This window comes from Phaeobacter gallaeciensis (assembly GCF_001678945.1).
Taxonomy (GTDB): Bacteria; Pseudomonadota; Alphaproteobacteria; order Rhodobacterales; family Rhodobacteraceae; genus Phycobacter; species Phycobacter gallaeciensis_A.
Map to the genome: position 1 here is coordinate 1,109,547 of NZ_CP015124.1, position 22,588 is coordinate 1,132,134.

A 22,588-nucleotide genomic window follows, 5' to 3' on the forward strand; every position below is an offset into this window, starting at 1 on the left:
CAGTCTTGCGGGGCGGCGCTCCAGCCCCAATCACGACATTCATTCAAGGCGCAGCGAAGGCACTGCTGCGTGCGCGAAAGGCTTCCTGAAGGCGGACCTTCAAGTCTGCTCAGTTGCCCCAGGGGATGCTGCGCCCGGCATCAAGGTCAGCGAAGCGCAGGAAGCGGATTTGCAAAGTATGTAATGAGTGCCATGCAGTAGGGCATAGCGACCGAAAACTACCGTTCAGCCAGAGGTCTACGCATCGGCTGTCTCGACCGACGTGGTCGCTTGAATTGACCACTTTAGAACGTCGTTTCAGATACCGGGCACGACCTATTCAGTGTTCCATCGCTCACTGCCCGGCGCGAATTGCCTCCCCGGGATGAACATCCGCGTTCAATTCTCCATCACGGATCACCGGATGTCCGTTGACAATAACATGTACGAAGCCTTTGGAGGCGAGGCTGTTCGTCCCAGCATCGTACCCTGCCATTCCATTCACTTCGTCTGGATCGAAGATAGTGATATCAGCGAATGTTCCCGCTTGAAGCCGACCACGTTTTGCCATTGACGGGGCGAAAGGCTCAAGGAATTCAGCTTGCAAATAGGCTGTTTTGGCGATGATCTGCGGCATGGTCAGGGTGCCATCGTCGATCGCGATCCTGAGGTATTTGCCAAACGTGCCTGCGCTGCGTGGGTGGCCAAGACCAGCTCCGAATGGTGCGTCAAAAGGCAATGAATGCCCGTCATCATCAACCAGAGGCATACCATCGCTGCCGATGATGATGTCCGGGTGCAAGATGGCGGCCATCATGTCGGGTTCTTTTATGTGCTCCATCACGAAGAAGCCGTCGGGACGTTCGGTGCGATATTTGTTGAAAGTCTCCTCGGTCAGCGTTTCCCCGGTTTCGACCCAAATCAAATCCGAATAGTCCATGCCGGTCCGTTCCTGCCACCCCGGAGAGAGGATCTCGGCGGCGATGAAGCTTGAACCTTTCACATAGGGAAAGGCTTCTCCCAGGATCGTCGCGCCATTCGCGTTGCCCCGGTCAACCATGGCAAGCGCGGCTTTTGTATCGGATAGGGCGTTTGTCGGAATGTGGTGCAATACCAGTGGCACGTCATATGCCATCGACAAGGCAATGAATTCTTGCTGCCCTAACACTCCACTAGGGGCGATGTTGCTAAGGTAGCGGGGATGCGTGGTTAGGAAACTGTGGTTGTCAGACGCAACGCGCGCCATCCGAGCGATGCCTTCACTGCGGGCGGATGGATAGTATCCGACCATGACGCCAATCCCGAGTCCACCATTATGAATTCCGTCGGTAACCAAATCATCGATCTGATCCAGTTGTTCATCCGTGGCTTGGTTGACGGACCATTGATTGCCAGTCTTACCCGCCTTTTGCAGAGCGTGGGTCATCATTGGGCTGCCGTGGGACTCTACGCCATCCATCAACAATAGACGGGCAGAAGCATGGCCAACCGACGCTCCATAATTCGCCAGCGAGATTCCGGCCTTGGCTTCATAGTAGTCCGAAAGCGGCAGGGCGCCCGCTTCAAGGTCCATTTGTGTCGTGCGACCGTCGAAGATGGAAACCTTCTCGCTGTAGGGGTCCTGGCCATGGGCATGAAAATCGATGAAACCCGGAGCGGCGATCAACCCGCTGGCGTCGATCATGTCAGCACCGCTGATCGCTTCTGGTGTGACGATGGCGATCTCTTCGCCAGAAATGCCGATATTGCGAACTTGGTCCAGCATCGTTTCGGGATCGACGACGCGCGCGCCGGTGATGACCAGATCGTAACGTTCCTCTGCTGAAACAATATTGGACATCACTCCGATGGCGACGGCCATGGTGATCGTACGTATCATATCAAATCTCCAAACTTGTAGAAAAATGGGCGGACTACCGACAGGCGAAGTCCAGCAAATCTGTATGTGAACGAGCAGCAGCCACCGTGTAGAATCCAAACACTGGACCGCACCCCAAAAGGGCGATGTGAGTTTTGTTCGCTTCAACATTGGACTGTGGTACTGAGGCGGACTTTGACCGAGATCAAACCGCTTGATCAGCAACAGGACCGATGTGGGATCCGGTCAGCTCGGCGCGCCATGTTCACTGCCACGCATGATCTCGGTTCGTTCCACCTTTCTTGACCTTTTTGCCTCAACAAGAATGCTAAACACCAGCTGCGTAAGGGCGCTGGCTGAATGGTTGCTTTGGGCAGTTCCTCTCCGCCCACAATGCTCATGTGCTTGCTGCAGTCTGTCCTAAAGGCAGCGTACGAAGCAGTTCGTACTTCACGCGATTAGCGCTGACCTGGCGATAAAAGGCGATCAGAAATGCCGTCGGCGCTTGCAGCCGACTCAATCCTAGGGTCGCGGCCACGATCGTGCCGACATCCGTTCGACCCTCAAGAACAAGCGCTCCGCCCAGCATGAAGACAAAGACCGTGCCCGCACCGTTGATGGCGCTCAGAATGAACTTCGTCGACAGCTTCCAGTGAAACATGGTGCGTCTGGTTTCATAGATACGGTCGAAGTCTTCCTTCACCGAAGTCACGACAGCGCGCAGCTCAGTCTCTGTCAGCTGGTCAGCCGCGCGCCGCAGGATCTTCACCCGCTTGGCTAGCAACATGTTCACCTTGCTCTGAGAGAAGACCACGATCCCGATCTGCGGAACCAGCATCGAAAGCGCTACGACACCCAGCACGGGTTGCGTTGATGCGATGAAGCCGATCACGCTGATCAAGGTCCCCAACTGCATCACCGGTTCCGAGATGGCGGACCCGGTGAACTTGCCAAGCTCTTCGGCTTCGGCCGAAATCGCGGTCGACAGTGCGCCGGTGCGAACACGACCGTTTATTCCTTGTTCACTGACGGCCCCATCCAGCAGTCTGCTGCGAAGTAGACGAATGACGTCCTCCCCAAGGATCTGAGATCGGTATCCCATAAGCCACTTCAGGCCAAGGCTGAGCAGGACCACGCCCATCATGCCGCCCCCGAGAATGAAGAGCTCCGACGTGTCAAAAGAGCCTTCGGTCAGAAGGTTCACGATGTCCTGCTGAAACTTGAGCGGCGCGGCCGCGAGTGCGGCTATGGACAGAGAAAGCAGGATCAGTACAATTTGGCGCGGACCGCTTACGCGCCAGATCGCGGAATAAAGCTGAAGCATCTTGCCCCCCTTTGCGTGGTCGACCAGAGACACAGTCGCGCCAAGGTCGGCATAGCACAACTCTGAAACATTCGCGTCCCTTCACCAACCGGCCTGTTTGTCCCCCTAGGCGCAATGTGGATTGTAGGGTGCGTTACTGGTGAGAACGGCCCACACTTGGCACAGCTGCCAAGCAAAGAGTTGCCAATTTGACGATAGGAACGGATTGGCAATGTCCATTTTCTGCACTTCGCTTAAGCGTGAGCGAAGTGCGGGATCACGGAAAACGGATATCCGAACCCGGCATGGAAGCAAACGAAGCGCCACGCTCTCTGCCTTGGCGGAATAGTCCTGTGGCGCCAAACGGCTTGTCTGAACTGGCCACGCCAACGAAATGCTTGTCCCAAGCAGTAGGCTCATTTCAGTTCGAACAGCCTCTCTGAAATCCGTTGTCACAATGCGCTTTCAGACGTTGGGTATCGTCGCTTGTCCAGCCCTTGGGTTCTGTAACCTGCACCCACGGGCCGATATAGTCCTGTGCATAGTAGGCATGGCCGTGCCCGGGCGGCGAGCCGAAGGACAGCGCCAGATCCAAAGCCAACTGAAACTGGGTCACTATAGGCATAAAGAAAAAGTGCTTGGACATATCATCCGCGGGCGGGTCACGCATCCATTGAGGTCGACGCCAAAGAGACGCCGGATCGTAGAAGACGACCGGATCACTGGAATACTGCAGAAAGACAATGCGCATAGGGCCCCAGGCGGAAGGTGACCCGGACGCATCGCTGGTGCGTGAAGCGTAGCGCACCAGCGAACCATCTCCGATCTGCGGTAAAACCCAGGAACTGCCCGGATTGCGATGTTTCTGGACGTAGTTCCAAAAATTCGAGGGAAACGGCGGACCTGCCCAGAAAGCCCCATCAATCGGGTCGTCCAGAAGCCGAAAAAGATTGGTTGCATGCATTGAGGACCAGGCACCGAGGCTGAGGCCATGCATGTAGAGCCGCGGACGGGCGCCCTCTGGAAGTGTTTTCCAGTACCGGTGAACAACCTCCTGAAGCGCAGTAGCTTGCTCGAGACCGGTGCTGGTCTCAAGGATCAGCGCCAGTGGCGACTGCAGATACGAATACTGTACGGCAACCGTGGCGATGTCACCGTTGTGCATGTATTCGACCGGATCATGCGACCCAGGGTCCATCCAACCGGTTCCGGTGGGGCTCGCCACGATCAGAACCTCACGCTCGAAGGCGCCCAGACGGCGCAGTTCAGCCAGTGCCAATTCCGCACGTTCGCGGGGCGTGGCCGCATTGGCACGGCCGACATACACCCGGATCGGATCGCGCGCTGGCCGTCCTGTGAATGCCGATATGTCTTCCGCATCAGGCCCCGACATAATGAAATCCCGGCCCGGCTTTCCGATTGCCGTCCAGTTGATCAAGGAGGCCGTACTTCCGGTTTTCCGCAGATCAGTCGGCGGTGGCGGGGCGTCATCGAACAGAGCCTGCGCCGCTTCATAGCTTTCATCAAGGACTGCGATGGTCCGGTCCAGAATGCCATCTCGTGTGACCACGAAGAGGATCAGTACGACTGCGATCAGACTGAACACATTCGCCCTTCGTGGCGGCATCACCCGATAGAAGCGCGCCCGGATCAGCCGAAACAGCGATGCGACGAGCCGCCCGAGCACAAAGGCGCAGACGAGTGTCGCGGCCGCAATGATCGAGATCCACGCGAGGTGCAAAGCGTCGGCTGGCTCCATCCCCATTTTCTGGCGGAGATCGTTCTGCCAAGTCAGGCTGGAAGCCAAAACCCACAGGAACATCACAACAATCGCCCCGGATACGATCCAGATCAGCACATTCGCCGGACCGCGCGACAAGCGCGGCAGGTCACCGGCGTTCCACATGAGTGCAGCGATCTGGCCGACCAGATATCCGAGCGCCGTGACCAACCCGCCAAGCACGCCCTGCAACTCAGGGCCACGTGGAATCAGGGACGGCGTCAGAGAGGCCGCGAAGAACAACAGGCCAAGCAGAAGGCAAGGAACTGAAATCGGGCCGAAGATTAGTGAAAGGATTCTCTTAGTCATCCAACTTTGTCCTTGGTGCCAACGCGCGGCTGCAGAACTGAGCTTTCGCAAAACCTAGCCAGTGTCGGTTGCATGCGAAACTGGGGCAGAGCCCATTCCGTCAACAGGCCCAGCTGCGTGTCTGCTGGCCGAAGCGCCAGTCGCACCAGGCTGTTCGATCCACAGGACATCAGAACCATCGCTTTGACCAGCTAAAGAGCGGCAAACACGCCGACGAGCAGTACATTGGCGAGGTCAATAAAAAACTTGGAAACGAGGGGCAGGACGATGAAGACCAAAGGAGCGGGCCCAAAATGCTTGGTGATGCGTTCAGGACGAGTAGACCCTTCTACCATCCATCCAGGTTTCGAGAACGCTGATGTTTTTGATAGCGTCGGGAGGTACATCGCGCGGATCCTTTTCGAGGATGACCATGTCGGCAAGCTTGCCCGGTTCAAGACTGCCGACCTCGTGATCGGAAAATAGTTGCCATGCGGCCTCGGAGGTGAGCGCCCGGATCGCAGATTCAACCGATATCGTCTCCTGCGGCGCCAGAATGTAATCCGGCTCTTTCCAGGTGCGCCGGGTGACGGCCATCTCAATCATGTGCAGCGGGTTCGGGTCGGTCACCATGAAATCCGAATGCAGAGTGAAACCAACCCCGGCTTCTTCGACGCTTCGGCATCGGTCTAGCAACTGCGCCTTTTCCTCCCCAAATACCTCGTCACGCATCGCGACGCCCCAGTAGTGAACGTGACCGATCAGAAAGCTCGCCGACACACCGAGCTGCTGCATCCGTTCGATCTGGTCGTCGTGAAGTATCGAGCAATGCTCGATCCGCGGACGGACCCGGGAGATGTCGACACCAGCATCAACAAGCGCCTGACAGGTGTCCAGCACATTATCGATCGCCGCATCGCCATTGCCGTGGATCGCAAGGTGCCAGCCCTTCCCGGCCCGCTCAAGCGCCATTGCGGTCAATTCATCAGGTTCCATATAGGCAAGGCCCCGGTCTTCGCTGTTCAGGTATGGTTCGCGCTGCAGTCCGGTGAACCCCTGGTTCGAGCCATCTGCCACCAGTTTGAAGCCCGCGATGCGGGCCATGGCATCCCCGTCCCCCTGATGGATACCCGCCTCGTCCCAGGCTTCGGTTCCCAAGGTATAGAAAGGATAGGCGCGGATACGCGCCTTAAGGCGCCCGGATTGCGCCGCTGCAGCCATCACCTGCGCGTCCGCAGGCGACTGCGCTAGCGCGCCAAGGCTGAGCTCCGAGACCGTCGTGAGGCCGACCGCGCCCCATTTTGCCAGCAGCCCAATCAGGCCTTCCACAGGATCGGCCTCCATCATGCCCGGGTAGTGCGAGGCAACCTGCAGGAACGCCACGTTGTTCTTCATGAAGCCGTTCAGGTTACCCTCAGCATCGCGGACAAACTCTCCGCCCGAAGGATTTTCGATGTCATTGGGGATCCCAGAGACTTCGAAGGCCTTGGAGTTGGCATAGGCCAGGTGCCCCGAGGCGTTTAAAACGAAAATCGGGTGCTCGGTTGAGATTGGATCCAGCTCGGCAAAGGTCAGCGCATCCGGTCCTTCCTGAACCGCAGGGTCGAAGTTGCGGAAAACCAGCCATTCACCCGCAGGCGTTTCCGCTGCGCGCTTTGCGATGTGGTCCAGCACTTCGGCGGCGGTCGTGAAGCGGGCCATGCCGACATAGTCCATGATGGAGTCCACCACGGAACCGGAAATGACATGGGCGTGAGCATCGATGAAGCCGGGCAAGACAGTCTTACCTTCAAGGTCGACGATCTTGGCATCCGCGCCAGCCACTGCGCGAACCTCACCGTCGGTTCCCACTGCCAGAATACGGTTGCCGCGAAGAGCAATCGCTTCGACCTCGGAGAAATCATCATCGACGGTAAGCACATTGCCGTTGGTAAAGACGGTGACTGACTGCGACTGCGCTCTGGCGCCCCTTCCCATAACGGCTGCCAACCCTACACCGGCGGCACTCGTCTTCATGAAATCCCGGCGCCCCATGCTGGTCCAGTTGATACCCCAGTTGCAGGACCAGCCTGTGCCACTCTCAGCCGCGGCTTTCAGCTTGCTGACGTTTCGGCTCACTTCAAACAACTTTCCAAAGGTGCCACTGCAGCACGGGCAACCAAACTTGTCATGGGTCATGGGCTCATTCCTTTTCGGTTCGTTCAAGTTGTTGGCATTGCAGGAAGGATAAGTCGGTCCTGCACAATATTGCAGCGGTTCAGCTGTGGTCTTGCGACGAGTTCCAAGGCTCCGAGGTGCCAGATATCACGACCCGATCTGCTGCAACCTGGTTCCAGCGCTCCGTTTAGACTAGCCAAAAGATGGCGGGATCGCGAAGGCTTTCGCCAACTGTAGGCATTCACGCCAACAATGCACATCTTCGACGGCGCAGCCATCGCGAGCCTACTTTGTGAACGGAATTTCGTCAGCACGGGCATGCGATGCGACGTGCGGCGTCCTGAACAAAGCGTCCCTAGAAAATGAGAAGGCAGCTTCATTGCGCTTATGCCCCATAAAAATCTTTCGCAGAATAGCAGTGTTCTCGATTGGTGGTTTTGACGCAAATCAACACCAATAGCTCAAAACACGTTCAAGCTGTTTTCCAAAGTACTTCATGTGATCGCCAGCGGGGCGCGGCATTTTCTCTTGTCTGCTCGAATGCCGCGATTTGTTGCACTCAGCTCAGGTAGCCTAATAGCAGGCGGCCAGAGGAATTTTCCCGCATGGCGCATTGTCCAATAAGAGGTTTGATTATGAGGATCGATATCTTCCGTACTGAGCAGGCGCGACATGCCGATGGCAGCTTTCACCCCGGATGGAAAAGGATGTCATTGACCGGACTCTTCGCCGCAATAACAGCGTTGATAATCCCCGGCAGTGTCCTTTCGCAGGACACAGATGACCTCGCCAAGCAACTTGCCAATCCGGTCGCAGATCTGATCAGCGTACCGCTTCAGTTCAATTACGATCGCTATGGCGGCCATACTGATCGGTATCTCCTGAACATCCAACCGGTCATCCCCTTTGATCTTGGGGATGACTTGAACCTGATAACGCGCACGATAATACCTGTCGTCTCTCTGGATGGGCCTGGCATCAACCAGAATGGCGTCGGCGACATTGTCCAGAGCTTCTTCTTGTCACCGAAGGTACCCACGGCGGGGGGCTGGATCTGGGGGGCCGGTCCGGTGTTCCTCTACCCCACTGGTGGGGACGGGGTGTCTGCCGACACCTTTGCTGCAGGCCCAACAGCCGTGGCTCTCCGCCAGCGGGGTCCCTGGACCTACGGCGGCCTTGCCAACCACCTCAGGTCGCTTGACGACAATCCAGGGACTAAGATCAACTCAACGTTTCTAAACCCATTCCTCTCTTACACGACGCCTACAGGGACCAGCTACGCTCTGCAGACCGAGGCAACTTACGACTGGGAGGTCAAAGAATGGTCAGTTCCAATCGGTGTTGTCGTGACACAGGTCTTCACGATTGGCTCGCAGCCCGTGTCCATAGGGGGCGGGGTCAGGTACTGGGCCGCATCACCCGGGAACGGCCCAGAAGGCTGGGGCGCCAGGTTCAACTTCACCTTCCTTTTTCCAAAGTAAAAAGCCCTTAATAGCTTTCCTATGCCTAGCAGGAATTACCGCGCAGGTGCTTGACGTGGTGGGCAAATTATTTGCTGGTGCTGGGAGGTATCTGGCAAATTGCACCGAACATGAACAGAATGAGACATCTTGATTGAAAGGAGTATGGCGGGTTTTATGGAAGGGCATTCTGCGCACGGATCTTCTGAAGCTTTGGTCTTCGCGCGAACCGCATCACCCTCGCCTGCTTGGGTGTAGCGCAAGGTCCTCTCATTGCATTAAGTGACTTGGATAATGTCGATGGCGCGTTTTCCAACACTGGCCACTGACCAGGTTAAAAGAGCAGACGCCTCGACAACTTTCTGACAGGGCATAAATTTATGGGACAGCGTAACACTAAATGCCCGCCCGGCCGCAGGAAGAGTAGAATAAATTGACCGCCTTAACTCGGAGCCGATCTGGAGCACTTGCCAAAAGACGTGTGGACTTCAGACCGATAGCGTCGGGCCAACAAGCACCGGATCAAAGTATTCTTGGACAGCTTCCAGCTTTCAGAGCCTTATGTCCTATGACACAGTGCAGGCAGACGGGGGATTTGACCCTAGCGGTTCAGCCACCGCTCTCAGACAACAAACAGGACGGAGAACAGATGACACGCCTGCTCATTGCTTTTGCAACAGCTATCTCGCTTGTGCTTCCGGCATTGCCAGCTTCCGCCCAAGGGGGTTCGATTGCACGGCAACTGGCGCGAACTGGACTAACACAAGATGACATCAACATCATGACGCGCGCGGGTAGCGAGCTTTATGCTTCCAAGAAGGCTGTCGTTGGTGTCGATACAATTTGGTCCAATCCCGATACCAGCGCCTTCGGATTGGTAGAAGTTGCTGATGTAGAAGGGAATTGCGTCACACTGGTCTACAAGTTTCAGACGAGTAAACAGCCGTCAATCCAGTCGGTCCGGTTGCGCCGCTGCCTCAATGACGGCCGCTGGGTTCTAACACCCTGAGTCATTGCAAAGGATCACAGGGCAGTCCTTCTCCACAGGAGTCGGCCCCTTTTCCAGGTCATGCTAACTGCGCCACAGCCAAGGGGGCGAGCTATGGAAGCTTCAGTTGACGTTCGCCTAGCGGATACAACCGTCCGGAGCCGCACACCTCGAAACCCGGTTGACCGCTCGCAGCCCAAACGCGACATTTATGCGAGGCGCAGCGAAGACCACGCTGCGGGCGCAAAATATCCGGCCAAGCACTCCCGAGAGCGGACCTTCAGATCAGCTGGATCGATCAAGACGACGCGGCGCGGTGCTTGAAGGTCAGCGAAGCGCAGGAAGCGCCCTTTGCAAACTCGGCCGTTTGGTGCAACCAGCCGAGGATATATGCTGCGGTGCAGCCCGCCATTCCTGCCGTTCGCTGCGACTGCAAAATTCCGGAACCGATCAACTCACGCGCCGCGGAAAAAGCGCACTTTTACTACAACTGCGTCAAAGACCGCTGTCGGACACCAGGCACCACCAATCGTTTTTCTGGCTGGTACAAACGTATGATTTGTTGTCAAACTTTGCGGAGGTCTTCTAGGGTTAGGATTCATAACCAGTAGATGACGGTTGCAGCGAGGGCGATGGCTGAGAGGAATACCTTGGGACAGCGGTCATAGCGTGTCGCCACACGCCGCCAGTCCTTGAGTCTGCCGAACATGATCTCGATGCGGTTGCGTCGTTTGTATCGGCGCTTGTCGTATTTGACCGGGGTCTTGCGTTGCTTTCTGCCGGGGATGCAGGCGCGTATCCCTTTGTCTTTCAACGCGTCCCTGAACCAGTCGGCGTCATAGCCACGATCCCCGAGCAACCAGTCGACCTTTGGCAGGCTGCTGAGCAGCGCCCGCGCGCCGATGTAGTCGCTGACCTGACCGGCGATGACGAACAGGTTGAGCGGCCGCCCTTGGCTATCGCAGATGGCATGCAGTTTGGTGTTCATGCCGCCCTTGGTCCGACCGATCAGGCGTCCACGCCCCCCTTTTTCGCGGCCAGGCTGGTCGCAGTGCGATGTGCCTTCAAATAGGTCGCGTCGATCATCACGGTCTTTTCCTCGCCGTGTTCGGCAGCCAGGCCGACCATCATCTGCGCGAAGATGCCTTTTTCGCTCCAACGCTTCCATCGGCTGTACAGCGTCTTGTGCGGACCATATTCCCGCGGCGCATCCCGCCAGCGCAACCCATTGCGATTGATGAAGATAATCCCACTCAACACCCGTCTGTCATCAACCCGTGGCTTGCCGTGCGACTTCGGGAAAAAGGGGCAAGTTTGGCCATCTGCTCGTCGGTCAGCCAGTAAAGGTCGCTCATGTCACCGCTCCGCTTTCCGAGCCGTGAATCACGTAGCGCGTTGAAAATCAATGCATCCTGACCCTAATGCGAAGATCCAACTGTGACCATTCTCTACTCATATATGCTTCGCAAAAAGCATCTACTTCAAATGTGGTTCTCCACCAGAAACTGCGATCCTGCGCCTTTTTTCCACCTTCCTTGGTGAAGGGGCGTTTTGAGACGAAGCGTTCGATTCCGGCGAAGAAACCGATCCGGCAACTTCCATGTCGCCTCCTCCCGAAAGGCTCGCATCGTTCGCTTTGTCTCTTAGATAGCTAAAAAAGTTGACAGCATCATCTGCTGGCAACGCACACCGAAAAGCCGGAATGAAATTGGGCGCTGCGCCCGCTTCGGGGACCATCTCGCCGAGAGAAAAATGAAAGATCCCCTGCTCGATCCTGACATCCATGACTGCATTTATAAAGACTGCGTTAGACTTCATCACCATCCTCAATTGAGATCACTAAGTTTCTTGGACGTCGTCGAGCGGCCTCATCCATCACGGAGAAAGTGTTGGAAGTAAATTTTGGCATACCATCGATACCTTTTCGAAATTGGCGCACTTCTTCGGTTTGCTTTGCTCGCACCAAACGAACAGACCTCTCAGGGTTGTCGCCTTCAAACATGAAATAGCAAAGAGGTTGCCCTCGCCTTAACTCAAGGCAACTATTCAAATCACAAAACTCAAATGCGAAATTCAATATTCGCGGCCAGTTTGTAATTTCAAACCTACCTGCGATCATCTGGCCCGGCCATGTGAATTTATCCAAAAAAGGCGGAAACTGTGTTAAGTAGCACTTTTCGTCACACAGGAATACATATGGCAGAAGAATTTGAAAAACGGGGCGCTTTGGGGAGCGCCACAAGTTCTGCGGCATAAATGTAATGAACCGGGAAATAACGTCTGGGTCAACACGTGTCCGCTGCTCATCGTAAAAAAGCTCGTAATTTTCCCCGTCCTTCTCAACCCCAATTTTGATGTCGAATGGTGCTTTGACGACAAAAAGACGTTTTTCAAGCTCGTTAACTGCGGGGCACGCCTGCACAGCGCGACCGGATAAGGCGGGACTTCTATCTTTTCGTTTTGCTTCTGGTGCTTCAAAAGCAAAATCTCCAAAAGGTGCATCTACAATCCAGCCGACGGTTAAAGGTTCCACCTTGGGCATGCCGTTAATTCGACCAATTGCCGTATATCGAATTTCCGGAAGAGTAGGCGCTGAACCCATTGTTCCCGTAAAAGGAGTTGCCCGAAGAGTAGCCGCTGAACCCATCGCTTCCATATATGGAGTTACCCGAAGAATACGAGGAATACCCGTCGCTTCCATACGTGGAATTGCCCGAAGAATACGAAGAATACCCATCATTCCCGTAAATGGAATTTCCGGAAGAGTATGCTGAATACCCATCGCTACAATATACTGAATTTCCTGAAGTGTAGCAGGACTGACCAAGTGCTGTTGTAGCAGGAAGCGCAACCACACATGTCATAGCAAGTGCGGTCGCGATTGTTCTCTTTTTTGTCATGAAACTGGCCTCTTGTCGCAATCGCTCTCATCTGACGCATTTTTCAAACGCATGCGCAACATGATCCAGATCGCTTTAATTTTAGCGTTTCCCGTTGGCGGGCGTTCCCAAGGCGCAGATAAGACAGTCACAGCCAAGCTTGCCAGCGGCAGCCAAAAAGTGCTTCGTCCGCAGTCTGTCAGTTCGACCGGCACCCGTTTTTGCGCTCGTGGCGAAAGTCCGGTTTGGTGAAGCCGCGGCTGGCGCGATCTGAACCGGCGAATGGCTGTTATGGGCCGTCCCCGACGCAGCAAGATCAGATCGCCACACCTACTTCGCTGCGTTACCACACGACAGCTCCAATCCCTATTAGCTTAGTCCACTGGATGTTTTGAAGATCACTATTCGTATAGTTCTTCGCGGTAGTCTGCAATTTCCTTACTGGCGCAGAGTGCCATTTTGACAGGCAGGCCCGCTGGATTGTAGGAGGGACCATGAAGAAGATCGCCGGATTTTTCTTGTTGTTTTGCATTGCTGCGATCGCACTGGTCTTTTTCGCCTGGTCCCAGCCGTCTCAAATAAAGCATTATACCGCCGAAGACCTTATAGGATTAACCTGCGCAGAGCTGAGCACACGGCATGACGACTTCATTTTCGCATATCATGATGCCGAAATTTCCAACCATAGGCGAACAGGTGGTTTTCACGATGATCTGGGCCTGCCGCAGGAAGAGACCTTGCCGTTTATCGTTCTCATAAGATGGTTCATGCAAGACAACGACATAATTGAGGCGGATCTCGTGCATTCTTCTTTTCCTTCGAAAACACTCCAAGGCACGAAATTCTACTATGAAATATCTGCTGCATGTGCCTCAGCTTCCCCGTTGAGGGCGGTTGACGTGATGCAGCAAGTGGCAACGAAACTCAATCTGATTGATCCGGCCGTGTCTCCATAAGAGACATTCCTATCAGATATGAGGGCCATGAACGGCATGATTTCTTTGAGGAAAGGATTGGCGCTTTGCGCCAGTTTTTGGGAGCCTATCTTATCGGCTTCGGGGCTTTGTTTCACAAACGGCGCGAGGGATTCCCTGTTTAAATTCAGTCGGGTAGCAACGGCGCATGAGCAGTTGCCCCCCTACGACGTACAAGACCAGGAACTGGCCTTCATACAACACGGCGCTGAGGCAGCGCGGTTCGCTATCGATCTGGTTTGATCCTGATATGGAATGGTATGCCCGGTCGACCGGCAAGCGCGGTCGTCAACACGAGCTCAGCGACGCAGAAATCCAGGTTTTTCTCACGATGAAGGTACTATTCGGCATGCCCCTTCGCCAGACGACCGGCTTCGTCGAAAGCTTGTTGCGGCTGGTACGCTTTGACTGGAAAGTACCGAACTTCAGCACTCTGGAGACTGTGCCGAATTTTGTGCCTGACGCGTTTTGTTAGGCCATCGGGAAGCGGTCTTCGAACATGATGGCGAACTGGCTTCTGACAGCGTGCCATTCGCGCACCGAACGCTTCCACTCGGACGATGTAGCATTGAGCGCGAGATAGATCAATTTCGCCGCCGCGTCGTCGCTTGGGAAATGGCCCCGGGTGCGGACGGCGCGCCGGATCTTCGAGTTCAGCGCCTCAATGGCGTTCGTGGTGTAAATCAGCCTGCGGACCTCAGGTGGGTAGTCGAGGAACGGGATTACCTCGTTCCAAGCACGCCGCCAACTCGGTGCGATCGCCGGATACCGTCTTGCCAGATTGCTTTCCTCGAACTCAGCCAGAGCCAGTTCTGCAGCATCGGCATCCACCGCCGTGTAGATCGCCTTGAGGGCGGCCGCGACGGCTTTGCGGTCTTTGTATGGCGAAGTTCATGGAATGGCGCAGGAGGTGGACGATACAGGTCTGAACTCGCGTCTGGGGGAAGGCCGCCTCGATGGCCTGCGGGAAGCCCTTCAGCCCATCCACGACGGCGATCAGGATGTCCTGGACGCCGCGATTGCGAAGATCGCTGAGAACCTTTGCCCAGAACTTTGCGCCCTCATTGGCCTGAAACCACAGACCCAGAACGTCCCGAGTGCCATCCGGAAGCACCGCGAGGGCCACGAAGACCGCCTTGTTCGAGACCGCCCCGTCACTGCGGATATTGACCCGGATCGCGTCCATGAAAACGATCGGATAGCAGGGTTCAAGGGGGCGGTTCTGCCAAGCGGTAACCTCCTCCATCACCGCGTCGGTGATCGCGGAAATCAGGCTGGGCGAGGCCTCGACGCCGTAGATTTCCTCGATATGGCCCTGGATCTCGCGGGTGGTCATGCCGCGGGCATACATACTGACGATCTTGCGATCGAACTCGGGAAAGCGGCGCTGATACTTGGCGATCAGCATCGGATCGAAGGTGCCGTTCCGGTCGCGGGGGATGTTCAGAACAACCTTGCCGCTGTCGGTGGTCACAGTCTTCTGGCTGCGCCCGTTGCGGCGATTGGGGGGCTGGTTCTGGCCCTCAGGCGGTTCCTCCCCGCGCTCTTCATCAAGATGGACGTCCATCTCCGTGCTCAGCGCACGTTCCGCCAGTGCCTTGGTCAGTTCCGCCAGGATGCCGGTCTTGCCAAACAGATCGCCAGGGGACCGGCCTTCCATCAGCCGGTCCAGCAGGTCTTTATCAATGCTCATACGTGGGTCTCCTCTGTGAGCAGTTACCACGTCAGCGCACAAAATTCAGGATAGTCCCAAGGTTCTCAGCGATCTGCGTAACCGAGGCGTCCAGGACATCCTCATCGCCGTCGTGGACGGGCTGAAGAGCTTCCACCAGGCTATCGAGGCTGCCTTTCCCCAGACGCGGGGTCAGACCTGTATCGTCCACCTCCTGCGCCATTCCATGAACTTGGCCAGCTACAAAGACCGCAAAGCCGTCGCGGCCGCCCTCAAGGCGATCTACACGGCCGTGGATGCCCATGCTGCAGAACTGGCTCTGGCTGAGTTCGAGGAAAGCGGTCTGGCCAAGCGATATCCGGCCATCGCACCGAGTTGGCGGCGTGCTTGGAACGAGGTAATCCCGTTCCTCGACTACCCGCCTGAGGTCCGCAGGCTGATCTACACCACGAACGCCATTGAGGCGCTGAACTCGAAGATCCGCCGAGCCGTAAGAACCCGAGGCCATTTCCCAAGCGACGACGCGGCGGCGAAATTGATCTATCTCACGCTCAATGCTACATCGTCCGAGTGGAAGCGTTCTGTGCGCGAATGGCACGCTGTCAGAAGCCAGTTCGCCATCATGTTCGAAGACCGCTTCCCGATGGCCTAACAAAACGCGTCAGGCACAAAATTCGGCACAGTCTCAACGTAGGACCAGCATACGGTCCCTTCTCAGGAGCGGGACCGTCTTCCCCATCAACGGCCGCCTGCGAGACGAGTGCCTCAACGAGCACCTGTTCGCCAACCTGCGCCACGCCCGGGAGCTGATCGCGTCTTGGCGTGACGATTACAATCACCATCGCCCCCACACGAGCCTCGACGAGCTCACTCCGTGGGAGTATCATCAACGGCCAATAGAGGACCAAACACTGAACAGAGCGAACTAACAACCGCGGACTCAAAGGGGAGCAGGTCACCTTGCCCGCACAATGACGGACCTAGCAAGGGCAACAACGAACCACTTCGCACACGAGACGTAGAATGCTCCGGTCACAACGAGCAGATACTAGGCTCGAAGCTAGCATGCAGCATTGCAGCGATAGGTACGCGGCCATGATGCGTCGGGTGGACCAGCAAATGACGGCAATCAGCCCAAACAAGACATTGGTGCTGAGTGCAGCGTGAGCCACGCTGCATACGCGAAGAGAAGGAACGGATTTCCCGAAAGCAGTCATTCAAGAGGAAACCTCGGCCATGGGAGATGGTGCAACCTAATTTTCGGGATGCTGCCGTTCAAAACCGACGCGACGTCTCGGAACAGGGCCAACAGGAGGTGCGAAAAACCTCATGGGCAGCACTTACGACACGCACTCCCCCAAAATACCGCAGGAAACATTGGCGGTAGAAAACCGCTCTCTCGGCAATTTCGGCTTGCGGGTGGAGCTCCCCTGCCGTCTGGAGACATAGAAACGGCAATATCTCGGTCCGGCTGTCAGAAGGGATTTGTCCTACCGATCGCCGTGTTCATATTGCAGTCGGGATCGTCTGAGGCGCTCATTCTTGGCTCGGCGCATTTCGTTTTCGTCATCCAGAATTTCACGCGCTGCACGGGTGGTTTTCTCCATCGCTGTTTCCTTGCGGCGAACACCGACGAGTTTCAGCGCCTCAGTATCAAGCTTGGTCATGGTCTTGCTCCGTTGAGATCGATTGTGCGGCAGGGCGGTATTGCGAAAAAATTCAGTCCGTTTTCTATCGGGTGGGCTATGGGATGGATGGAAACGGCTGCGCGGCCATGGCGCCAACTAGCGGTGGCTACCTAAGCAGCCGCAGGAACATCCGCCTGAAATCCAGCGGTGTCCACTGCCAGAAGGAATGCGGCGCGCGCAGCTCCGACAGGAGCAAGACAGTCCATGGCCGCATCGATCTGCTCGAGTGCGACGTCTCTGTTTCTGTCAGAAACAGGCCATGCTTTCTGCAGCCAAAAATGGGCTTGTTCGATTGTGGAGATTTTCCGCGTTCGCCCTTCGGACGGCAGGAAAATGGTCATGGGGGTGCCCCAAGAGAGTTCTATCAAGTGTATTCTTTCGGTACTTTGGGAAAAACCGCATCTGGAACATGATCACTGAAGATGCAGGAAGCGAGAGCATTGCAGAATGCTCCCGCTGAGTGCTTGAAACCTGTAAAGGTTTAGGCGAGTGCAAGATTGCTGGCGGACTCGCGTCCGTCGCGACCGGCCTCGACATCAAAGGTCACGGCTTGACCATCGTCCAAGTGCTGGATGCCAGAGCGTTCCAGAGCGGAAATATGGACAAAGATGTCTTTCGATCCGTGCTCGGGCGCGATAAAACCAAAACCTTTTTGAGAGTTGAACCATTTCACGGTGCCATTGGCCATCGTGTCGTCTCCTTGAAAAAATGCCATCCGCAACATGCGATAGCCCGGCCCAGTGTCGACATAAGAACAACTGGGGCCGCTAGGAAACAGAAGAACGTAGGAAGAAGCTTTGCCCAACCTACATGGGGGAGGTCCCCGGCAATTGCAAGGATTTTCAAGTGTTTTGCAATAAACCGCATGCCCGCGCCGGAGCCCAATCCCGTTGCGACGGCATGTTTCCGGTTCGATTGCATCGCCGATCAAGATCGGGTCTAAAGAACTTTAGCTGGCTCCGCAGGCAATCATAGCAAGGCTGAAGACAGCCGTATCATTTTGCATACCCATGGGTTTGTCCTCGTGGGACAGGTCAACACGACAGAGAGTTTACCCCATGCTGAGCACATCCAAGCCACCGCTCCTGGCCGTCCTTATTGACGCAGACAACATATCTGCCAAACACGCCGAGATCATGTTTGAGGAGATCGCATCCCTGGGAGAGGCGAGCATTCGCCGTATTTACGGCGATTTCTCGGGGTCCGGCGCTCAAGGCTGGACCAAGGAAAAGCTTGCCTCGTTGGCAATCGTGCCGCATCAGCAGTTTTCCAATACCACAGGCAAGAATGCCTCTGATATCGCGCTGGTCATCGATGCCATGGATATTCTTCATTCCGGTCGCTTCGACGGGTTTGTTCTGATCTCCTCGGACAGCGATTTCACGCGGCTGGCCAGCCGCATACGCGAGCAGGGATTGGATGTTTTCGGCATGGGGATGCGCAAGACCCCAACTGCGTTCGTGAAGGCCTGCAAACGGTTCATTTATGTTGAAAACCTCATCTCAGAGCCAACAAAGACAGCACCTAAGTCAACGGCCCCAAAAGAGGACAGCCAGGACGGTGCTCCGACGCATCTGGAAGATCCAAGCAAGCTTGTGAAGCGGGCAATGGATGCGATCAATCAGGACGATGAGTGGATTCCGCTTGGGCAGATCGGGCAATATCTCTCCACTGCTGCTCCTGATTTTGACACGCGCAGCTATGGAAAGCGAAAGCTCAGCGAGCTGATCGCCACATTGAAAACGCTCGAGACCAAACGCGGCGAAGGCAATCAGATTATGGTGCGTCGTCTCGACTAGGGGTTAAGCTCGCCTTTGCCTAACGTCGTTTGACCGCTTCCCGCTGTACGACCCGTCGTGCTGCACATGGCTCGAATGCGCCACGGCCAAGGTCTGCTTGTGAGTGCGGCGTCACAGCGGTGAGGACCTATTGAACTGGCCCGAAGGCCAGACTTTGCAAATGTCGCTATCTGCGCTTCGCTGACTTCTGCACTGATTGCAGCGTCGACCTGGTCAACTGAGCGGACCCGAAGGTCCGCTCTTGGGAAACCTCTCGCGCCTGCGGCAGAGCCTGCGCTGCGCCCTGCTGGAAGGTCGTCTTTGGGCTGGACAACTGCCCTTTAACTCGCAGGTTCTCCGACAGAATTTCTTAATCCTCGCTGGCTAAGCTCACCTTTGGGAAAACGATATCTGACCGCTCTGGCCCTATGCGTTGGGACTGAGCCGGGCGGAGTGTTGCGTTGCAGGTGCAACACACTGCTTCAGCAGTAATCTGGTACTTGGGGTGTTTGCGATGTCAACAAATCAAGAGGTTAGGTCAGATGCGCTATCACGGCTCATCGCCGAGCACGTGCGTGACAGTATTATCCTGATGGATGCCGTAGGTCGGGTTGTTTGGGTTAACCCAGCCTTTACCGAACTCAATGGTTACGCCTTGGAAGATGCGATGGGTAAAAAACCTTCGGAGTTGCTGTGCGGCTCCGCGACCACGCTGGAGAGCAGTAAGGCTCTTGCCAAGGTTACCTCGGAACGGAGTGTCATCCAGGTTGACGTTGTCACCTATAAACAGAGTGGGCAGACCTACGTAGCTGAAACCAAACGCATTCCAATTGTTGATCACGATGGAGAGCTGATTCATCTTGTTGATATTCAGCGAGATGTTAGCGAAGAGCGAACGCTCAAACAGGATAGCATTGACTTCAAAGCCTATCAGCGTGCGCTAGATCTGCAGGCGATTGTTTCGGTTACGGATGCACGGGGAAAAATTACCTTCGTAAATCCCAAATTTACTGAAATCAGCGGCTACAGCGCGGAAGAACTCATCGGTAAGACCCACCGTATCGTGAACTCCGGGTACCATGACAGATCACTCTTTGTGGAAATGTGGCGGACAATCCGAAGAGGAGAAACCTGGCATGGTGAGGTGTGTAACCGTAACAAGGCAGGAGATATCTATTGGGTCGACACCACCGTTGTACCAGTTCAAGGCCCAGACGGTAAAATTCTACGCTATGTGTCGACCCGGTATGACATAACCGACCGGAAACGGTCAGAACTTGAGCTTGAGCGCCTCGCCCTTACTGACGGCTTGACCGGACTAGCCAACCGCACCCGGTTATTGTCCATGCTGAAGGAACTGCTCGCTACAGAGGACGGTTGCGGCCTGATTGCACTGATCGACCTTGATCACTTCAAGGCGCTCAATGACAGCAAAGGTCATTTCATCGGCGATCTGCTTCTAAAAGAGACAGCCTCGCGCATGAAAGAATTCGTCGGCAAGTATGGGACTGTCGCACGGCTAGGCGGTGACGAGTTCGGCGCAATAATACATTGCGATGCCGTAGCACGCGCGCCGAAAGCCTTTATTGATACCATGCATAAGAAGCTGAGCGAACCTACATCGCTTGAAGGGGCTCCATATGTCCCTTCGTTTTCACTAGGGGTAGCTCAGTACCCGCAGGACGGGGCGTCCGCGGAAATGCTTTTGACCAATGCCGACATCGCGCTTTACGACGCGAAGCGAAACGGACGCGGTGCGTGGCGGTTTTTCGACTCTTCGGCACAAAAGCGCATTGATCATAGAGAGCGCCTTGAGGCCATTGTGGTGGATGCATTGGCGAACGAGGGCTTCACTATTGCATTGCAGCCGATCTGTAGTGTCACGAAACAGGAACATGTGGGTTTTGAGGTGCTGGCCAGATTGTTCCATGATGGGATATTCGTGCCGCCGGATCAGTTCATTCCGGTCGCCGAGGAACAGGGTCACATCCCTGCAATCGGTAGGCTGGTTCTTGAGAAGTCATTTGCCTTCTTTGGCGAAATGAAAAATCATGGCCTGCACCCCGGAAGGCTGGCTGTCAACGTATCACCTGCGCAGTTCCGCGAACCGGGATTCGCTGAAGAAGTTCAGGACCTGTTGTTTCGGTATTGCATTGCTCCGACGGACCTTGTTCTGGAGATCACAGAGACTGCACTAATCGGACGCTCCAAAGAACTCGTGGAGAAAACTCTGTGCCGATTGCGCGCAATGGGCATCAGCATATCTCTGGATGATTTTGGAACGGGGTTTTCGTCTCTTTCTCATTTGCGCGACTTTTCCGTTGATGAAATTAAGGTCGACAAAAGCTTCGTTCAGGATTTGGAAGCTTCGGCCGGAGACCGCGCACTTATCAAGGGCTTGGTAGAACTTGCGCATTGCCTGGATCTAAGCGTAGTGGCTGAAGGCGTGGAGACGCTGGCGCAATTCGAGTATGTCCGCGACCTTGGCGTCGATTTTGCACAGGGTTTCTTCCACGCTCGGCCACTCTCACCTCGCGAGGCGGAAGAGTTCTTATCCCAGTCACAAACCTCCAGCATGCTTCAGATCGGGTAAATGCTGTGCCAGCGGATTGCTAGAAAACTAGTAGAGCCGCCAGATCACCGTGCGAAGCAAAAAACGAGCGGATTAGTATAGCAGAGCGTCGGTCAACGGAGTGGAGACTCGGCAGCTCTTTGACTGCCGTTTCGCTATGCGCCCCTTGCCGCATCGCCGCAGGCCTGGTTGGAGCCCGAACCGGCCTAACCTGATTCGACACCTCTTCGGGGTTACTTGATCCGGCGTTTCATCAAGAAATAAATTGTTTAGCTTTTTGTGCTTGAATACATCATCGAACCTCTTTTCTGACAAAACTGGCTTCCCATGCACCTTATCCGTTCGTTCTTCGAGAAGGCTTTGAACAAAAAAGGCCTGAATCTGATTCACGACAACGATGTCCCGTTCGGTGTAGATTGGACGCTAGACATCGCGGCTTTAAGGGAGACTGAAAGGACGCGATTTGTCGCCCTTGATGTAGGGGCTAATACTGGTCAGACACTTCAAGCCTTAGCCAACCGGTTTCACAACAGACAGATATTTTGCTTCGAGCCCGTAAAGAATACCTTTGCCGCATTGCAGACCAAAGCGGCAGGTTATGAGGGCGTCGAGGTCTTTCACACGGCAATGAGTGATAAGGTCGGCACTATTGAAATGCTGGCCGAGGGAACAAGCGGGCTGAACAGGGTCTTGGAGGCGGATGTACCTGGCGGCTCCCAACAGCGTATCGAAACGGTGCATGCCACCACCGTAGATCAGTTCTTGGCGGAGCGGCAGTTGTCCAGGATCGGTTTGCTAAAGATTGACGTAGAGGGTTATGAGATGAACGTTCTGCGCGGCGCGCAGCGTGCTATTGCCAGCCGCAGCATTGATTTCATCCTGTGTGAATGCGAATTTCAGGACCGACCCGGCGAACCGCACGGTGACTTCTTTGAAATTTTTTCTCACCTTACCCAGCAAGGCTTGCGATTGGTCTCAGTATACACGGGCGGAGTGGATCAAAATGGCTGGCGCTTCGGCGACGTTCTATTCAGGCTTGAACAATCTGAAAATGGAGCATTCATGAATGCTCCGCGCAGCATTTTGGCCAAACGCTGATATCGCATTTTGTTCTCTGATCAGTTGATAACGACCTTCAACGCTCCGCGTCGGCGTATCCGATGACAAATTGATTTGGACAGCCGCAAAATTTCAAAGAAAAATCGGTTTAAG

Annotated in this window: 15 protein-coding genes and 5 pseudogenes; 9 read left to right on the forward strand and 11 right to left on the reverse strand. The window is 55.4% G+C overall.

Annotation, left to right across the window (positions count from 1 at the left end; all coding sequences use genetic code 11):
• Positions 1-334 precede the first annotated feature (334 nt).
• From JL2886_RS05340 to JL2886_RS05360, 4 genes are all read right to left on the reverse strand, one after another.
• Positions 335-1,858, reverse strand: coding sequence for an amidohydrolase family protein (locus tag JL2886_RS05340; protein WP_165832713.1), 1,524 nt, complete (start codon positions 1,856-1,858; stop codon positions 335-337).
• 376 nt (positions 1,859-2,234) lie between these two features.
• Entirely contained in the window at positions 2,235-3,161 is a 927-nt protein-coding gene (locus JL2886_RS05345; protein WP_065273546.1) for an ABC transporter transmembrane domain-containing protein, read from the reverse strand.
• Between the two features lie 400 nt (positions 3,162-3,561).
• Positions 3,562-5,229: an alpha/beta hydrolase gene (locus tag JL2886_RS05350; protein WP_065271066.1), complete on the reverse strand. Its 1,668-nt coding sequence runs from the start codon at positions 5,227-5,229 to the stop codon at positions 3,562-3,564.
• 309 nt (positions 5,230-5,538) lie between these two features.
• Positions 5,539-7,326 (reverse strand): amidohydrolase, encoded by a 1,788-nt coding sequence (locus JL2886_RS05360; RefSeq protein WP_237028428.1) that lies wholly within the window; start codon positions 7,324-7,326, stop codon positions 5,539-5,541.
• 674 nt (positions 7,327-8,000) lie between these two features.
• Here JL2886_RS05360 and JL2886_RS19685 point away from each other — a divergent pair.
• The gene (locus JL2886_RS19685) at positions 8,001-8,846 is read left to right on the forward strand and encodes a transporter (RefSeq protein WP_237028429.1); all 846 of its coding nucleotides are present in this window, start codon (positions 8,001-8,003) and stop codon (positions 8,844-8,846) included.
• 628 nt (positions 8,847-9,474) lie between these two features.
• Positions 9,475-9,834 carry a hypothetical protein gene (locus tag JL2886_RS05370; protein ID WP_133245406.1) on the forward strand — a complete coding sequence of 120 codons (360 nt, stop codon included), beginning with the start codon at positions 9,475-9,477 and terminating at the stop codon, positions 9,832-9,834.
• 577 nt (positions 9,835-10,411) lie between these two features.
• Here the strand turns inward: JL2886_RS05370 and JL2886_RS19165 are convergent.
• From JL2886_RS19165 to JL2886_RS19400, 3 genes and pseudogenes are all read right to left on the reverse strand, one after another.
• Positions 10,412-11,168: pseudogene (locus tag JL2886_RS19165) on the reverse strand (IS5 family transposase).
• A 121-nt stretch (positions 11,169-11,289) separates the two neighbouring features.
• Positions 11,290-11,631, reverse strand: a complete 342-nt coding sequence (locus tag JL2886_RS19395; RefSeq protein WP_133245377.1) for a hypothetical protein — start codon at positions 11,629-11,631, stop codon at positions 11,290-11,292.
• Positions 11,621-12,664, reverse strand: coding sequence for a hypothetical protein (locus tag JL2886_RS19400; protein WP_133245376.1), 1,044 nt, complete (start codon positions 12,662-12,664; stop codon positions 11,621-11,623). The genes JL2886_RS19395 and JL2886_RS19400 overlap by 11 nt, the downstream gene beginning before the upstream one ends.
• Before the next feature lie 522 nt (positions 12,665-13,186).
• On the opposite strand from JL2886_RS19400, the gene JL2886_RS05390 reads away from it, so the two are divergent.
• Entirely contained in the window at positions 13,187-13,648 is a 462-nt protein-coding gene (locus JL2886_RS05390) for a hypothetical protein (protein ID WP_065271072.1), read from the forward strand.
• 166 nt (positions 13,649-13,814) lie between these two features.
• A pseudogene (locus tag JL2886_RS05400) lies at positions 13,815-14,102 on the forward strand (transposase); the annotation flags it as partial.
• Positions 14,103-14,137: 35 nt separating this feature from the next.
• On the opposite strand, the pseudogene JL2886_RS05405 reads toward JL2886_RS05400, so the two are convergent.
• Positions 14,138-15,359, reverse strand: a pseudogene (locus tag JL2886_RS05405) (IS256 family transposase).
• A 58-nt stretch (positions 15,360-15,417) separates the two neighbouring features.
• On the opposite strand from JL2886_RS05405, the pseudogene JL2886_RS05410 reads away from it, so the two are divergent.
• Positions 15,418-15,990: pseudogene (locus JL2886_RS05410) on the forward strand (IS256 family transposase); the annotation flags it as partial.
• A gap of 76 nt (positions 15,991-16,066) precedes the next feature.
• Positions 16,067-16,267, forward strand: a pseudogene (locus JL2886_RS19170) (integrase core domain-containing protein); the annotation flags it as partial.
• A gap of 561 nt (positions 16,268-16,828) precedes the next feature.
• Here the strand turns inward: JL2886_RS19170 and JL2886_RS19405 are convergent.
• The 3 genes from JL2886_RS19405 to JL2886_RS05420 form a co-directional block, all read right to left on the reverse strand.
• Positions 16,829-17,005, reverse strand: coding sequence for a hypothetical protein (locus tag JL2886_RS19405; RefSeq protein WP_156767914.1), 177 nt, complete (start codon positions 17,003-17,005; stop codon positions 16,829-16,831).
• 131 nt (positions 17,006-17,136) lie between these two features.
• Positions 17,137-17,367: a DUF982 domain-containing protein gene (locus JL2886_RS05415; RefSeq protein WP_116560341.1), complete on the reverse strand. Its 231-nt coding sequence runs from the start codon at positions 17,365-17,367 to the stop codon at positions 17,137-17,139.
• A gap of 140 nt (positions 17,368-17,507) precedes the next feature.
• Positions 17,508-17,714, reverse strand: coding sequence for a cold-shock protein (locus tag JL2886_RS05420; RefSeq protein WP_065273549.1), 207 nt, complete (start codon positions 17,712-17,714; stop codon positions 17,508-17,510).
• A 370-nt stretch (positions 17,715-18,084) separates the two neighbouring features.
• On the opposite strand from JL2886_RS05420, the gene JL2886_RS05425 reads away from it, so the two are divergent.
• The 3 genes from JL2886_RS05425 to JL2886_RS05435 all read left to right on the forward strand — a co-directional run bounded on the left by JL2886_RS05425 (position 18,085) and on the right by JL2886_RS05435 (position 22,474).
• Positions 18,085-18,825, forward strand: coding sequence for an NYN domain-containing protein (locus JL2886_RS05425; RefSeq protein ID WP_065271075.1), 741 nt, complete (start codon positions 18,085-18,087; stop codon positions 18,823-18,825).
• A gap of 493 nt (positions 18,826-19,318) precedes the next feature.
• Complete coding sequence (locus JL2886_RS05430; protein ID WP_082996009.1) at positions 19,319-21,397, forward strand: putative bifunctional diguanylate cyclase/phosphodiesterase; 2,079 nt, start codon at positions 19,319-19,321, stop codon at positions 21,395-21,397.
• Positions 21,398-21,703: 306 nt separating this feature from the next.
• Positions 21,704-22,474 carry an FkbM family methyltransferase gene (locus JL2886_RS05435; protein WP_065271076.1) on the forward strand — a complete coding sequence of 257 codons (771 nt, stop codon included), beginning with the start codon at positions 21,704-21,706 and terminating at the stop codon, positions 22,472-22,474.
• Positions 22,475-22,588: the final 114 nt, after the last annotated feature.

Bases quoted from the DNA above. Each gene is read 5' to 3' on its own strand.
- JL2886_RS05340 (WP_165832713.1), bottom strand. From the start codon at position 1,858: ATGATACGTACGATCACCATGGCCGTCGCCATCGGAGTGATGTCCAAT.
- JL2886_RS05345 (WP_065273546.1), bottom strand. From the start codon at position 3,161: ATGCTTCAGCTTTATTCCGCGATCTGGCGCGTAAGCGGTCCGCGCCAA.
- JL2886_RS05350 (WP_065271066.1), bottom strand. From the start codon at position 5,229: ATGACTAAGAGAATCCTTTCACTAATCTTCGGCCCGATTTCAGTTCCT.
- JL2886_RS19685 (WP_237028429.1), top strand. From the start codon at position 8,001: ATGAGGATCGATATCTTCCGTACTGAGCAGGCGCGACATGCCGATGGC.
- JL2886_RS05370 (WP_133245406.1), top strand. From the start codon at position 9,475: ATGACACGCCTGCTCATTGCTTTTGCAACAGCTATCTCGCTTGTGCTT.
- JL2886_RS19395 (WP_133245377.1), bottom strand. From the start codon at position 11,631: ATGAAGTCTAACGCAGTCTTTATAAATGCAGTCATGGATGTCAGGATC.
- JL2886_RS05390 (WP_065271072.1), top strand. From the start codon at position 13,187: ATGAAGAAGATCGCCGGATTTTTCTTGTTGTTTTGCATTGCTGCGATC.
- JL2886_RS19405 (WP_156767914.1), bottom strand. From the start codon at position 17,005: ATGACCAAGCTTGATACTGAGGCGCTGAAACTCGTCGGTGTTCGCCGC.
- JL2886_RS05415 (WP_116560341.1), bottom strand. From the start codon at position 17,367: ATGACCATTTTCCTGCCGTCCGAAGGGCGAACGCGGAAAATCTCCACA.
- JL2886_RS05420 (WP_065273549.1), bottom strand. From the start codon at position 17,714: ATGGCCAATGGCACCGTGAAATGGTTCAACTCTCAAAAAGGTTTTGGT.
- JL2886_RS05425 (WP_065271075.1), top strand. From the start codon at position 18,085: ATGCTGAGCACATCCAAGCCACCGCTCCTGGCCGTCCTTATTGACGCA.
- JL2886_RS05430 (WP_082996009.1), top strand. From the start codon at position 19,319: ATGTCAACAAATCAAGAGGTTAGGTCAGATGCGCTATCACGGCTCATC.
- JL2886_RS05435 (WP_065271076.1), top strand. From the start codon at position 21,704: ATGCACCTTATCCGTTCGTTCTTCGAGAAGGCTTTGAACAAAAAAGGC.